General features: G+C 64.3%; 9 protein-coding genes. 2 read left to right on the plus strand and 7 right to left on the minus strand.

Annotated elements, in window-relative coordinates; all coding sequences use genetic code 11:
- Position 1 precedes the first annotated feature (1 nt).
- Together FFS37_RS03105 and FFS37_RS03110 are read right to left on the minus strand one after the other, a co-directional pair.
- Entirely contained in the window at positions 2-736 is a 735-nt protein-coding gene (locus FFS37_RS03105) for a 4Fe-4S dicluster domain-containing protein (RefSeq protein WP_137929456.1), read from the minus strand.
- Positions 733-3,663, minus strand: coding sequence for a molybdopterin oxidoreductase family protein (locus tag FFS37_RS03110; protein ID WP_137929457.1), 2,931 nt, complete (start codon positions 3,661-3,663; stop codon positions 733-735). The genes FFS37_RS03105 and FFS37_RS03110 overlap by 4 nt, the downstream gene beginning before the upstream one ends.
- Positions 3,664-3,941: 278 nt before the next feature.
- Between FFS37_RS03110 and FFS37_RS03115 the strand changes: the two genes are divergently transcribed.
- The gene (locus tag FFS37_RS03115; protein WP_137929458.1) at positions 3,942-4,850 is read left to right on the plus strand and encodes a LysR family transcriptional regulator; all 909 of its coding nucleotides are present in this window, start codon (positions 3,942-3,944) and stop codon (positions 4,848-4,850) included.
- Between the two features lie 15 nt (positions 4,851-4,865).
- Here the strand turns inward: FFS37_RS03115 and FFS37_RS03120 are convergent, their stop codons facing one another.
- The 4 genes from FFS37_RS03120 to FFS37_RS03135 all read right to left on the minus strand — a co-directional run bounded on the left by FFS37_RS03120 (position 4,866) and on the right by FFS37_RS03135 (position 12,276).
- A complete protein-coding gene (locus FFS37_RS03120) occupies positions 4,866-6,122 on the minus strand; it encodes an Hsp70 family protein (RefSeq protein WP_137929459.1) in 1,257 nt (418 codons plus the stop codon).
- 167 nt (positions 6,123-6,289) lie between these two features.
- Positions 6,290-7,081, minus strand: coding sequence for a TIGR02186 family protein (locus tag FFS37_RS03125; protein WP_137929460.1), 792 nt, complete (start codon positions 7,079-7,081; stop codon positions 6,290-6,292).
- A complete protein-coding gene (locus FFS37_RS03130; protein WP_137929461.1) occupies positions 7,081-8,004 on the minus strand; it encodes a sulfite exporter TauE/SafE family protein in 924 nt (307 codons plus the stop codon). Before FFS37_RS03130 ends, FFS37_RS03125 begins: the two co-directional genes overlap by 1 nt.
- A gap of 192 nt (positions 8,005-8,196) precedes the next feature.
- Positions 8,197-12,276, minus strand: a complete 4,080-nt coding sequence (locus FFS37_RS03135) for a peptidoglycan-binding protein (protein WP_137929462.1) — start codon at positions 12,274-12,276, stop codon at positions 8,197-8,199.
- Positions 12,277-12,733: 457 nt separating this feature from the next.
- Between FFS37_RS03135 and FFS37_RS03140 the strand changes: the two genes are divergently transcribed.
- The gene (locus FFS37_RS03140) at positions 12,734-13,195 is read left to right on the plus strand and encodes a MerR family transcriptional regulator (protein WP_137929714.1); all 462 of its coding nucleotides are present in this window, start codon (positions 12,734-12,736) and stop codon (positions 13,193-13,195) included.
- A gap of 90 nt (positions 13,196-13,285) precedes the next feature.
- On the opposite strand, the gene FFS37_RS03145 is transcribed toward FFS37_RS03140, so the two are convergent.
- Positions 13,286-13,837 carry a hypothetical protein gene (locus tag FFS37_RS03145; RefSeq protein WP_137929463.1) on the minus strand — a complete coding sequence of 184 codons (552 nt, stop codon included), beginning with the start codon at positions 13,835-13,837 and terminating at the stop codon, positions 13,286-13,288.
- Positions 13,838-14,013 lie beyond the last annotated feature (176 nt).

Below are 14,013 nucleotides of genomic sequence, written 5' to 3' on the forward strand. Positions count from 1 at the left end.
GTTAGCTCGAAAGCATGCGGTCGACCCAGCCGAGAAAGCCGCCCTCGGCCTTGACCGGCTCCAGCGCCTTCGCCGGGACTGAGGCCGCGCGTTGCGTGTGGGCGCGTGGCGGCAGGTATTTGTTGGTAGGGCGATAACCCATCTCGGGCATCAGGTCGACGCCACCGCGCTCCGCCGCCAGTTGCGAGACGGCCGACATCGGGTCGCCGAGGTCGCCGAAATGCCGTGCGCTGGTCGGGCAGGCGGCTACGCAGGCCGGCACGCGGTCTTCTTCAGCCAGATTGTCGTTGTAGATGCGGTCGACGCAGAGCGTGCATTTCTTCATCACGCCGACATCGGTGTCGAATTCGCGTGCGCCATAGGGACACGCCCAGCTGCACAATTTGCAGCCGATGCACTTATCTTCGTCGATCAGCACGATGCCATCCGAGGCCCGCTTGTAGGAGGCGCCGGTCGGGCAGACGGTGACACAGGCGGGCTGCTCGCAATGCAGGCAGGAGCGCGGGAAGTTCACGGTTCGCCCGCCCATTTCGGTAATGTGCTCGTAGCTGTGCACGCGGTTGAACCAGACGCCGTCGACATGGCCGCCATAGGGGTCGATGTCGGTCAGCGGCGCCATATGGCCACCGGTGTTCCATTCCTTGCAGGCGGTGACGCAGGCCTGGCAGCCGACGCAGGTGTCGAGATCGATGACGAGGCCAAGCCTTTTGTCGGTATGGGCAGGCAGGCAGGTCATTCGGCGGCTTCCCTCTCGTGGCGGAATTCGGCGCCGAACCGCAATATGTCGGGCGAAGGCTCGGTATGCGGCGGCTGGTGAAATCGCTCGAACTGCGGTTCGGTAAAGCCGGCTTCCTCGTCAGTGCATTTGACGATGCGCACGCGCAAGTCGAACCATGCCGCTTGGCCGGTTACCGGATCGGAATTCGAATAGCGCTTGCCCTGCGCGTCGGCCGACGTCTGGTCGCCTATAATGTGGTTGAGCAGGAAGCCGCGATTGCTCTCGGCTGCATCGTCCTTCAGTCCCCAACTGCCGCGTCTTTTGCCGATCGCATTCCAGGTCCAGACCGTGCTCTCGTTCACGCCATCGATCAGCTTGATCTGCCCCTTGACCCGGCCGTTGATGCTCTCGATCCACACCCAGTCATCGTCAACGAGCCCGAAGGCGGCTGCGGTCCGGTGATGCACGAACAGCCGGTTCTGGCTGGTGATTTGCCTGAGCCACGCATTCTGCGAACCCCAGGAGTGGTACATGTGCATCGGCCGCTGCGTCAGCGCATGCAGCGAATATTTCTCGAGATCCACGGCGGCTTCCTCGAATGGCATGTACCAGATGGGCAGCGGGTCCATGTACGTCTCGATGCGCTTGCGCTCCGTCTCCGGCGGCAGCACCCGGCCATGGCCGCGCGCGGCGAGGCGGAAGCGCTGCATCGGTTCGGAATAGAGCTGGAAGACGATCGGCTCGGCCTTGGGAATGAAACCCATCTGGACCGCGAAATCGAGATAGGAGCGGTTGGCCATCTTGTAGTAGCGCTGGTCGTCGGCAAAATCGTGGTGCCAGAAGCCGCCATTGTCGATGTAGCGCTGCAACTGGTCCGGATTGGGTTCGCCCTTGCCGATCGCGGCGCCATCCTTGCCGCGCCAGCCGGCCAGCGGTCCGATGCCCGGCGTGCGTTCATGGTTGACGATGTAGTCGGCGTAGTCGGCATATTTGGCCGAACCATCGTCCTTGACGAAACCGGGCAGGGCGAGCCGCGCGCCGAGTTCGATCAGCACCGACTGGAACGGCCTGACGTCGCGATCCGGCTCGACCACGGGATGACGGATCGCGTCGCCCGGCCCATCCGCATGGCTGATCGGCCGGTCGAGCAGGCTGATGCAGTCGTGGCGTTCCAGATAGGTCGTGTCCGGCAGCACGAGATCGGCGAAGGGCACGGTCTCGGAATAATAGGCGTCGGAATAGATGATGAAGGGAATCTTGTAGTCGCCCGCTTCGTTGCTGTCGGTCAGCATGGCAATGGTCTCGACCGTGTTCATCGAGGAATTCCACGCCATGTTCGACATGTACATCATCAGCGTGTCGATCTTGTATGGATCGCCAGCCCAGGCATTGCGGATGACGGTGTGCATCAGGCCGTGCGCCGCGAGCGGCGCATCCCAGGAATAGGCCTTGTCGATACGAAGCGGTGTTCCAGCGTCATCGACCAGCAGGTCGTCTGGACCGCAGACGAAGCCGAGCGGCATGCCGTCGAGCGGCGTCATCGGCTTGACGGTCTTGCCTGAAGGTTTCGGGCCCGGCGGCGCCGATTTGGGGTAGGGCGGCTTGAAGCGGAATCCGCCCGGCACATCGACTGTGCCCAGCAACACCTGCAACAGATGGATGGCGCGGCAGGTATGGAATCCATTGGAATGGGCGGAGATGCCGCGCATGGCATGCATGGCCACCGGCCGGCCCTTGATCGTTTCGTGCCTGCGTCCGGCCCAGTCGGTCCACGCCACCGGAAGTTCGATCGTCTGCTCGAAGGCGACATGGGCGAGTTCGGCGGCGATCCGCCGGATCGTCGCCGCCGCGATGCCGCAGCGTCCGGCGACGGCCTCGGGCGAATAGCCGTGCTCCATGTAGCGGTCGGCGATTAGCTGGAACACCGGAACGCAGCGTCGGCCATCGACCTCATAGCTGCCGGTCAGGGCCGGGTTGGCGTCGGCATCGATGGCGCTGACCGGGCGCTTCGCCACCCTGTCCCAAGCCAGCGGATTGCCGTCGTCACCGCGGGCGAACAGCCCGTCATGGGCAGCGCTTGGCTCCTGGATGACCAGCGTGTGTGCGTTGGTGTAGCGCAGGAGATAGTCGAGATCGACGCGGCCCGCCTTGAGCAGTTCATGGATGAGGGCAAAGACGAACAGTCCGTCGGTGCCGGGCCGTATGCCGATCCAGTCGTCGGCAATGGCGTTGTAGCCGGTGCGGCACGGATTGATCGAAACGACCTTGGCGCCACGCGCCTTGAGCTTGCCCAGCCCGATCTTGATCGGGTTGGAATCATGGTCCTCGGCGACACCGAACAGCATGAAGTATTTCGTATTGTCCCAGTCGGGCTCGCCGAATTCCCAGAACGAGCCGCCGATCGAATAGAGCCCGCCTGCCGCCATGTTGACCGAGCAGAAACCGCCATGGGCGGCGAAATTCGGCGTGCCGAACCTCGACGCCCACCAGCCCGTCAGAGATTGCGACTGGTCGCGCCCGGTGAAAAAGGCGAGTTTCTTTGGGTCGGTGCGGCGAATGGCCGAAAGCCTTTCGGTGGCAATCGAAAGCGCTTCTTCCCACTCGATTTCGCGGAACTCGCCCGAGCCGCGCGGGCCGGTGCGCAGCAAGGGCTTCTTCAGCCGGGCAGGGCTGTAATGCTGCATGATGCCGGAACTGCCCTTGCCGCAGATCACGCCACGATTGACCGGATGGTCCTTGTTGCCGTTGATGTAGCGGACCTTGCCGTCCTTGACATGCACCTCGATGCCGCAGCGGCAGGCGCACATGTAGCAGGTGGTTTTGGCGATGCGGTCGGAAACATCAGGCGAGGTGTCGACGCCGTCGCCCTCGGCAGGGGCGCGCGTATCGGCCAGGGGGCGTTGAGAAGGTGCCGAATTCGCGCCGCGCGGCTGTCGGTGAGTCATGAATCGAGGGTACCGGCACGGCTGGCGGATTTGGCTCGCGTCTTCGGTCCGGGACCGCGCATATAGTGCTCCTCGGGATGATAGCGATCGCCAGCCAGCCGGCGTCGCACGACCCGGGTCAATTGGGCTAGCAGGGCTCTAAACCACCCGATCATTTTAATTCACGCGATCCGATGGCGAATTTTTTCTAACTTCGGCTGAAAATGTAGAATGAACGTATTGATGCGTCTAATCAGTTGTTCTTGTAAATTCGATCGATATTGGTTCTTAATGCGCGCATGACCCTGGAACAGTTGCGCATCTTCGTCGCCGTTGCCGAGCGCGGCCACATGACCAAGGCGGCGGAGCTGCTGGGCATCTCCCAGTCGGCCGCGTCGGCAGCCATTCGCGCGCTCGAGGAGCAGCATGGCGTCCATCTGTTCAACCGTGTCGGCCGCAACATCGAATTGGCCCAGACAGGCCGCCGCTTTCTGCCCGAGGCCAAGGCCGTGCTTGAACGCGCCGCCGCCGCGCGCAATGTGCTCGAACATGTTTCGCAGACGGTCGCCGGCAGCCTGTCCATCGCCGCCAGCCTGACCATCGCCAGTTACTGGCTGCCGCGCCGGCTGGCGTCTTTCCACGAAGCCTATCCGGCGGTGAGGCTGAGCGTGACCATCGGCAACACCAGGCAGGTCGAGGCCAGCGTGCTGGATGGAACCGCCGACCTCGGCCTCGTCGAGGGGCGTACCGAGTCCGACATATTGCGCCGTGCCAAGGTCGATATCGACCGGCTGATGCTGGTTGTCGCGGCTTCCCATCCCGAGATCGCCGAAACCGCGCCGGGCCATCCCGATATTACGGGCTTGCGCTGGATCATCCGCGAGGGCGGTTCAGGCACGCGCGAAGTGCTGGAGGATCTGGCGCGCCGCGAAGGGATTTCGCTCGCCGACCTGCAGGTTTTCCTGGTGCTGCCCAGCAACGAGGCGGTTCGCCAGGCGGTCGAGGCCGGCGCCGGCGCGACCATCATTTCGGAACTCGTCGTCGGACGTGCCGTCGCCGAAGGCAGCCTGAGGGCCGTGCCCATCGAGCTGCCGAGGCGCGACTTCGCCATGATCACGCATCGCGATCGCCAGGCAAGTCTGGCGCAGATGGCGCTCAAGGCCCATCTCGGCGCCAGCCCGGACGAAGCAGCCTCAAGCCTTTCCTGAATTCGGTCGGCCGGCTCAGCCGAATTTGCGCTGCGCGTCGAGCGCCAGGCCAAGCCCGACCGAACCGAACATGTCGCCCTCGATGACGGAGGCCTGCGGCACCAGCGACAGGATTTCCCGTTTCGCCAGCGGGATCGCGGTCGAGCCGCCGGTCAGGAACACGGCGGTGATGTCGGATGGTTTGACCTGGGCGTCGCGGATGGTCTGTTTCACCGTTTCGGCGACCCGTCCGATGTCCCTGGCGATCGTGGTCTCCAGACCATCGCGCGTGATGGCGGCGGCGAACGCCGCGTCCGGCAGTTTTACCGCGACTTCCGTCGACGATCTGTCGGTCAGTTCGATCTTGGCCTTCTCGACCAGTGCCGCCAGCGCATGCCCGTAGCGATGCTCGACGACATGGATGAAGCGGTCGACCAGGTCGGCGCGCGCGGCTTCGTAGCGGATCTGGCGCAGATGGGTCATCGCCCTGGCGGTGTAGACCAGGTTGATGCGCTGCCATGTCGCGAGATCGATGAAGTAGCTGGCCGGCAGGTTGCGCTTGCCGTCTTTGGTCGGCGAGAGGTAGCCGAGTTCCGGCATGACATGGGCGATGCTGAGCAGCCGGTCGAAGTCGGTGCCGCCGATATGGATGCCGCGGCTGGCCAGGATGTCTTCCTTGCGATCGCCCGCGCGGGCGCGCTCCGGTGAGACGCGCACGATCGAGAAGTCCGACGTGCCGCCGCCCATGTCGATGATCAACGCCAGTTCCTCGCGCGTCACCTTCTGCTCATAGTCGAGCGCCGCCGCGATCGGTTCGAACTGGAAGGCGATATGCTTGAAGCCCTGGGCGCGAGCGGCCTTTTCAAGCTCGCTTTGTGCCTGGGCATCGGCCGCCTCGTCATCGTCGACGAATTGCACCGGCCGGCCAAGCACCACGTTTTCCACGGGGCCGCCGGCGTCCTCTTCCAGCCGCGTCCGCAAATGACCGATGAAGAGGCCGATAATGTCGATGAAACCGATCTGGCGCGCCTTGATGCGCGTCTTCTCATGGGCGAGCGAACTGCCGAGCACGCTTTTGAGGGAGCGCATGAGCCGGCCTTCGATGCTGTCGGTATAGTCGCCGATCGCCCGGCGGCCGAAATAGGTGTAGCCGTCCTCGAAGTTGAAGAACACCGCGCTTGGCAGGGTGGGCTGTTCGCCCTCCAGGGCCACCAGCCGCGCCTTGCCGTTCCGGATCACGCCCACCGTGGAATTGGACGTGCCGAAATCGATGCCGCCGAATGCCTGGTGCATTGCAGCCTCCTGTCGTTGGTTCGCAGCGGCATGGCGACGGCGCGTCGCGCTGTCAGCCAATGGCCGGACCGCTTTTCAAGATTGTATGTGCGTGTTGTCCCCGGGCAGGGAGGCGGCGGTTTATCGCATGGGAAGGAAAAGGGAAACCCCTGTTTTCCCCCGAGGCATCAATCCTTGCGGAAGACCAGCCGCCCGAGCCAGCCCGTGACCATGGCCAGCGAGATCGCGAACACGCCGTAGAGGAAGGAATAATCGTGGGCGACGCGGAAGATCGATTGCTCGAAACCGGATTTGCGGATTTCGAGCTGCGCCGAGCTCTCCTTGATGAACAGGCCGCTCTTGAACAGGAAGGCGCGCGCCTTGTGCGTGCCGACCGGCACGTTCGGCGCAAGCCTGACGGTGGCGCGGAACAGGTTCTGCGACAGGAACTGCACGCCGCCGACATTCTCGCTGTAGAGGCCGGCGGCTGCCTTGCGCTCGCGCAGCGCGGCGGTGAATTCCTCGATCGTGGCCGGGCTTTCGCCGGCGTCGGCGGGCTGCATGTAAAGGTTGGAGGCGCCGAGCGACAGCTGCTTGTAGCTGTTCGGTTCGGTGATGTCCTGCAGCGGCCGCGTCGTCGCCACCGAATAGGAGACCGGGACGTTCTCGAACGTCTCCGATTCAAGATTGATCCAGACGCCGAGCACACGGTCCTTGCGACGCACCACCACCGGCTTGGGCGGCCCTTCGAGCACGACGATGACATCGTAGCGACCCTGGCGTGCGACGAGCGGGTCGGGATTCTCAAGCGAACCGAAGATGGTCAGGTCGGCGCCGGAGAAACCGGCGGTGATCGAGACATTGTCGGTGGAGAGCCCGATCTGGATGCCTTCCGGCAGCGGCGTCTGCGCCCGCGCTGGCACCGCGGCCGCGAGCAGGGACAGGAAGATGGCCGCTGCGAAGCTTCCCGGGCCCTTCATCAGTTGAGGCCCGCGCCGGACAGCGAATAAAGGTTGGGCGGCGTGACGAAAAGGTCGATGGCAAGCCTTATCGCCACCGCCAGCACCAGCAGCGCCAGCAACGCCCTGAGCTGCTCGCCGCGCAGCCGCTGGCCCGCCTTGGCGCCATACTGGGCGCCGGCGACGCCGCCGGCCATCAGCAGGAAGGCCAGCATCACATCGACGGTCTGGTTGGTGGTGGCATGAACCAGCGTCGTATAGGCGGAGGTGAAGATGATCTGGAACAGCGAGGTGCCGATAACGACGTTGGTTGGCACCTTGAGCAGATAGATCAGCGCCGGCACCATGATGAAGCCGCCGCCGACACCCATGATCGACGACAGGAAGCCGATGCCGGCGCCCAGGCCAAGCACCGGGATGACGCTGACGAAAAGCTTCGAGGCCCGGAAGCGCATCTTCAGCGGCAGGCGGTGGATCCAGTTGTGCTGGCCGGATTTCTTCAGCACCGGCGCGGCGCCGCTGCGCGTGGCGCGCAGCGCATTGACGCTCTCGACCAGCATCAGCCCGCCGACCGTGCCGAGCAGCACGACGTAGAGCAGCGAGATGAACAGGTCGAGTTGGCCGAGCCGGCGCAGGAAGCCGAACACGAAAATGCCGCCGGTCGAGCCGACGATGCCGCCGGCCAGGAGCACGCCGCCGAGCTTGAAGTCGAGCGTCCCCCGTTTCATGTGCGAGAGCGCGCCGGAGAAGGAGGATGCGATGACCTGGTTGGCGCCGGTGGCGACAGCGATCGCCGGGGGAATGTTGTAGAAGATCAGCAGCGGCGTGATGAGAAAACCACCGCCGACCCCGAACATGCCCGACAGGAAGCCCACCGCCGCGCCCATGGCCAGCAGCACGAAGACGTTGACGGAAATTTCCGCGATCGGGAGATAGATGCCCACCCGTCAGTCTCGATCAGTTCGCCTGTCGGCCAATACAGCCCTTGTCGGCAGTCTCGCACCGAAAAGCCAATTTTTTCTTGCGCCGACGCGGCAGCAGGGTCAAACCCCGCCACCGCGCCGAAACAAAAAATATCTCAATCAGTTAACAGGCAAATGTGTGGCAAGGGCGTCGTGGAAACGACGCATCTGCCGTTATTTGCGCGCCAGCAGCGCCTTAACCAGTTTTTCGTCCACCGCGCCGGTTGCCGGCAACTTGTTGTCGGTCTGGAAGGCAATGATCGCGTTCTTGGTCTTGTCGCCCATGACGCCGTCAGCTCCGCCGGCGTCGTAGCCGTTCTTGTTGAGGATGAGCTGGATGTTCTTGACCGCCTTCTTCATGTCTATGCCGGCGGTGGTCTGCGGCGTGCCTTCCTGCCAGGATTCGGGAATGTCGGCCGAATTGGCCGCCGCATTGAGCGGCTTGGCCTTCCACAGTTCGGTCGCGGCGCGCGCCCGCTCGAGCTGTTCGGGCCGCAGCGCGTTGGCGATCTCGTCGCGCTTGGTGGCCGCGTCCTTGTCGCCGGTCTTGGCGACCAGCGCGAACCATTTGTAGGATTCCTCCAGGTTCTGCTTCATGCCGACGCCCTTGGCGGCGAGGATGCCAAGATTGAACTGGCTGTCCTTGACGCCCAGATCGGCCGCCTCCTGGAACCAGTGCGCGGCCGATTCATTGTCAGTCACGCCGTCCGCGGCCATGGCGAACAGCACGGCCAGATTGTGCATGGCGCTGGCGTTGCCCTGTTCGGCGGCAAGCTGATACCAGGTCTTCGACTTCTTGATATCGCGCGCGACGCCAATGCCCTTCTCGTAGAAATTGCCGATGCGGTATTCGGCCGGCGCGAAGCCGAGTTCGGCTGATTTCTCGTACCATTTGGCAGCGGCGGCCATGTCTTCCTTGACGCCGCGAGATTCGGCGTAGCGCGAGCCGACCTCGAACAGCGCCTTGGCATCGCCATTGGCGGCGGCGTCGCGCAGGGCGACCGGGCCTGCATCGGCCGGAATGTCGAATTTCGCCGTGGCTGTCGCCGGAGACGTTTGGGCCAGCGCAACGGCGCCGGTCGTGTCGCTGGCCGTTGCCGGGGCCGCCGCTGTAGGCTGCTCAATGGCGGTCGTCTGGCTGCCGGCAGCGGGCGGTGCGGAGGCGGTTGAGGTTGCGGCCGGAGCTGCGAACATAGGAGCAACAGGCGCCGGCGTAGCCGAAGCCATGGGCTCGGGCGCGGCGGCCTGCGCACCGGAAGAAGGCGCTGCCGAAGCCGCTGGCACTGGCGCGGGTTGGGCGGCAGGCGCCGCATCCACCATCGCGTCGGTGTCCGAAGGCATCGCCATGGCGGTCTGGGGCGCCATGTCGTCCTTGCTTGCAGGCGCGGACTGTTCCGCCTGCCTGACGGTCCGCGCCGGCGCGTTGTCTGTCATCGCCGGCGGAACCTCCGCAGTCGGCTGGGTCGTCGTGTCGATCGACGCCGTCTGCACGGGCTGCGCGGCCACGATCGGCGCGGTATCGTTGGTCGCCACCTGGGGATCCGAGAGGAACGCCTTGCCAAGCTGCAGCCCGGCCAGCGCCAGCATGATCGCGGCTGCCGCCATCAGGATCGGCTTGCGCCGGGCCTTGAGCAGGTCGCCGATCCTGAGCGCCTTCACGGGCCCCTTCATCGTCGACTGGCGCTTCAATGCGTCCGCCTCGGCGGCGGCCGCCTGCGCGGCGCGCCGCGCGGCGGCGATGAAATCGGATTTCGCGGCGTCGCCGTCGTTCGGCTTTGCCGGTTGTCCGCGCTCGTCGCGCACCCGCTTCATGATAGCGTTGAGGTCGGGCGCGCCGGAGCCGGGCTCCAGCGGGCGGTTGGCCACCTTCGGGTCGAGCGGCTCGTCGAGATCGACGCTGGGTATGTCGACGCTCGGCGCGGAGCCGGCCAGCGGCGGGGCCTCTGCCGCCTTCTTGCCCTTGAAGGCGCGTGCCAGTCCGCCGAACATCGACTTGCGGCCGGCCGGCTGGTCTTTCTCCACGATCGTATCCGAACCGAGCGCGGCCATTGCGGCAGCGGCAGCCGCTTCCGCCGGCGTGCGGGTGCCCAATCCACGGGGCAGGTTGGCTTCGGCACTCACCGCCGGCTGGCTGGCAGGCTCGGCACGCAGTATGGCGGCGGCGCGCCCGTCGAGATCGGCCATGTCGCCGGTCAGCGGCAACGGCTCGTCAATGTTGAGCGACGGCGCATTCACGGTCATCTTGGGCCGTCTTGCGTCGCGCCAGCTGCTCTGCTCGGCCGCACCTGTCTCCAGCAGTTCGCTCACCGCATCCGAGGGTTCGCTGGTTTCCAGCGAACCCAACCTGTCGACGATCTTGAGCAGCGTGTCGTGGATGGCCTCGAAGGTCCGCGAATTGCGCTCGTCGGAACGCCGTGTCAGCGTCTCCAGCGTCTTCAGGTCCTGCGCAAGGCCGGAAACGGCACTTGTGTTGGCGTTCGAACCGGCCAGCGAGCGCACCGCGTTCTCGGCCGCCTCGCGGGCCGCGCCGAGGATCGAATCGCGCGTGCCGGCCAGCGCCTTCTCGATTTCGTTGAGGCGCGGGCTGATGTCCTCGAATTCCGGCAGTGGGGTGCTGGGCTTGGAAAGATGGGCCGACAGGCCGGCCACCTGGCCCTCCAGGCTGCGGATCAGTTCCGGGTCGATGCCGGCCACCTGGGCCGCGGATGCATCGAGCCGGCTCGAAATATCCTCGAGCCGGCTTTCCAGGCCGCGGATGGCAGCTTCGCCCGCCGGATCGGGAGCGCGCGTTTCGATGCGCTTGGCAAGAGCGGTGAAGCGGGCGTCGATGGCTTCCATGATGCCGGCGCTGTCGACCTGCGGCATGCGCTGGTCCAGCCGGTCGGCAACCTCGTCCAGCCGGCGCTCGAGATCGCGAAACAACATGTTGCCCTGCTCGATGGCGTCGCCCTGGCGGCGTTCCATCATGCCGGACAGCACGTCGAAGCGCTGCTCGAGCCCCTGGAAAATATAGTCGGCGTCGGGCATGGCCGGCGCCTGGTCGATCTTGTCGGCGATGTGCGCGATCTGCTTGGCCAGCCGCTCCATCGCCTGTTCGGGCAGGTTGGCGCGACCCGCGAGGTCGTCGACCCGGCTCGACAGGGAGCTCAGCCGATCCATGACGGCGTTGCCGGGATGGTCCTGCGCCACTTCCTCGATCTGCCTTGCCAGCGAGTCGATACGCTTCTCGATGCGTTCAAACGCCTCGTGGTCTACCGAATTCGCCTGCGCGGCGACAGTGGAGGCGACGATGGCTCGGGAAATCTCGTCCAGGCGCTCATCGATCATGGTAAGCGTCTCGCCGCCGCTTCTGTCCTGCTGGCTGGCGAAGTGATCGACGGCGCCGGCCAAGGTACGGACCTTTTCCTCAAGCGAGCGCAGCGAAAGCGATTCCGGCAGGTTGTTGACGGCGTTGCTGATCTGCTCGAGCCGATCGGTCAGGGCGGCAAGCGCCGGATCGTCGGTGCGCTTGCGCTGGTCGGCATCGACGCGGTCCTCGAAGGCCGTCCAGCGGCGGTCGAAATCGTCCCAGCGGCGGTCGACCTTCTGCACGCTCTCCTCGCGCGCCAGCGTGTCGAGCGCGCCCTTGACCTGCTCCAGTTCCAGCCGCAGCAGGTTGACGCTTCTGTCGTCGCTCTTCTCCGATAGCGATTTGATGGCGCCCGAAAGCCGCTCGAATTCCAGGCCGAGCTCGGCGCTGCCCTTGCCCTGGGTCTTGGACTGGAAGGCGCGGTCTATGTCCTTGCGCAGCGCATCGAACTCGCGCTGCAGTCCTGATGTCATCTGGTGGCGCAGTTCCTCGCGCATGCCGCGCAATTCGCCGGCGATCTTGCCGACCATGGCGACGCTGTCTTCCTGGCCGCGCACGCGGTCGATGTCGCGGGCGATGGTCTGATAGTTCTGGTCGAAGGCAGGTGCCGGCGCCGGAGCCTGCGGGCGCGGCGCCGGTTGCGGATCCTCGTACCAGCGCTGCTGGCCGGTCGGCTGGGCGGCGGGATAGCGCGGGCTGGCGGCGGGATAGCGTGGATCGGCGGCAGGGTAGCGCGGATCGTCGCCATACTGGCGCGAAGCGGGACGTGCCATCGCATCCTCGCGCGTCTGCCCCAGGCGCTGTTCCAGCGTCTCCAGCGAGCGGTTCAGTTGCTCGAGCGTGGTCTGTGGCCTGCGCTGCCTGCCAGCGTTGAGTGTATCGAGATAGGACCGCTTGCTGTTCATCGGTGCGTCCGTCTTTCAGATTGGCCAGCGTGTGGCCAGCTCCCCAAGTCCCTGCCGGAACGAGGCGACCGCGCTTCCATGCCACGGTGGAAGACAAGCTTCCCGGGGGTTTCACCCGCGCTCCGAAAAACCGTGAAAAATTCGATACAGGATAAACACGGGTAGCCGACGCGCCCACATTTCCCCCAACGTGGTAAACAAGGCGTTAACCAAGCTTAAGAAGTTGCGAGGAAGTTGGTGTTGGGCCTGTTTGGTGCGGCATAAAGCACCGTTTGGAGAACGCCCTTGCGTCATGAGGCGGCTATCGGTATAGAATTGACGTAAACGTAAAAGGCGCATTTTGTGTGCCGTTTGCGATTTTGTTTGTCGAAACCACGGCTGGAAGCACGCCCCCGCTTCCAGTCAGGCGACGCAGGTCCAGGACCGCGATGCCATCAGACGGGGAAAGCCAGTGACCATGAAGCTTATCTCGGCCGGCGAGACCGCGGCCAATACCAACAATATACCTGTCGAAGCCGGCGAGGATCTCGCCCGCATCGGCGAAATGGCCAAGAAATACGGCGTGACGCTGCGCACGCTGCGTTTCTACGAAGACAAGGGCCTGCTGAACCCGCAGCGTGACGGCTCGACCCGTCTCTACACGCGCCGCGACAAGGCCCGGCTCAAGCTGATCCTGCTCGGCCGCAAGGTCGGGTTCTCACTGCGCGACGTCAAGCAGATGATGGACCTTTATGACCCGACTGGTTCCAACACCAAGCAGTTGCGGCTGGCGTTGGACAAGTCGGAGAAGCAGCTTGCCCGCCTGCAGAAGCAGCGTGCGCTGATCGACGACGCCATCAACGAGCTGAGCGGTTCGATGTCGGCCGTGCGCCAGATGCTCATCGAGCGTACGACCGCGCCGGCCAGCGCCGCCAGCTGAACGGATCGGCCGGATTTCCGACAGTCAAAGCCGCGTGGCCATGTCACGCGGCTTTTTCAATTGATCAGGGTGAGTGCTGTGGGCCCCGCCTCAGGATGATGCCTGCGCTTGCGAGGTACTGATCCGCAAGCCGGTTGTGCCCGCGGCCTCAAGAAGGGCAAGTAAACTCCAGAATGCGTCGGGAGATGCTGTCCCGAAGTCCACGCTCAGCGCCCTGGGCCGGATGGAGAGAGAGTGGACGATGTTGCCGAGTTCGGCGCCCTCCACGTAACGCTCATCATCGGGGTCGAACCAGTGTTGGAACCAGGCATCTATCTGGTCGAGTGGAGGGGCCGCGAGCGTGTGATGGATCATGACATCGTTCCATTGGAGCTGGTCGATCAGAAAGTCGGCGTGCCCGAGCCGGCCCGATATCGGCTCGAAGGCCATGAAATCCGGCTGAAGCTCCGCAGGTTCGACCTCTCCATCATTTTTCACAAAGTCGACGCAGCAAAGACCCCGAAAGAGCCCACTCTCTTCGCCGATCTGGAATTTTACTTCTGCCGATCCCTGAACGCAGTTTTGCCGTTGCTCTTCGACGAACGTCCGGAATTGATCCAGATAGCGGCTCTGGATGCTGATTATGAATGCCGTAGGGTTCATTCCGCGAAATTGCCTCGTCTAGAACGCGCCGACAAGCGGCCTTTGCGAAGTCTGATCGGACCAGACGGTGTCAAAAATTTTTGCGACACAGAGAATTGACGTTTACGCAAACGTCAATATTTGCTATTGCGGCATCAACATTGGCTCGCTTGCCGTGCACGGCTTGATTTCGGGGC

Origin of the sequence: Mesorhizobium comanense, from assembly GCF_005503535.1 — a bacterium.
Taxonomy (GTDB): domain Bacteria; phylum Pseudomonadota; class Alphaproteobacteria; order Rhizobiales; family Rhizobiaceae; genus Mesorhizobium; species Mesorhizobium comanense.

Bases quoted from the DNA above. Each gene is read 5' to 3' on its own strand.
- FFS37_RS03105 (WP_137929456.1), bottom strand. From the start codon at position 736: ATGACCTGCCTGCCTGCCCATACCGACAAAAGGCTTGGCCTCGTCATC.
- FFS37_RS03110 (WP_137929457.1), bottom strand. From the start codon at position 3,663: ATGACTCACCGACAGCCGCGCGGCGCGAATTCGGCACCTTCTCAACGC.
- FFS37_RS03115 (WP_137929458.1), top strand. From the start codon at position 3,942: ATGACCCTGGAACAGTTGCGCATCTTCGTCGCCGTTGCCGAGCGCGGC.
- FFS37_RS03120 (WP_137929459.1), bottom strand. From the start codon at position 6,122: ATGCACCAGGCATTCGGCGGCATCGATTTCGGCACGTCCAATTCCACG.
- FFS37_RS03125 (WP_137929460.1), bottom strand. From the start codon at position 7,081: ATGAAGGGCCCGGGAAGCTTCGCAGCGGCCATCTTCCTGTCCCTGCTC.
- FFS37_RS03135 (WP_137929462.1), bottom strand. From the start codon at position 12,276: ATGAACAGCAAGCGGTCCTATCTCGATACACTCAACGCTGGCAGGCAG.
- FFS37_RS03140 (WP_137929714.1), top strand. From the start codon at position 12,734: ATGAAGCTTATCTCGGCCGGCGAGACCGCGGCCAATACCAACAATATA.
- FFS37_RS03145 (WP_137929463.1), bottom strand. From the start codon at position 13,837: ATGAACCCTACGGCATTCATAATCAGCATCCAGAGCCGCTATCTGGAT.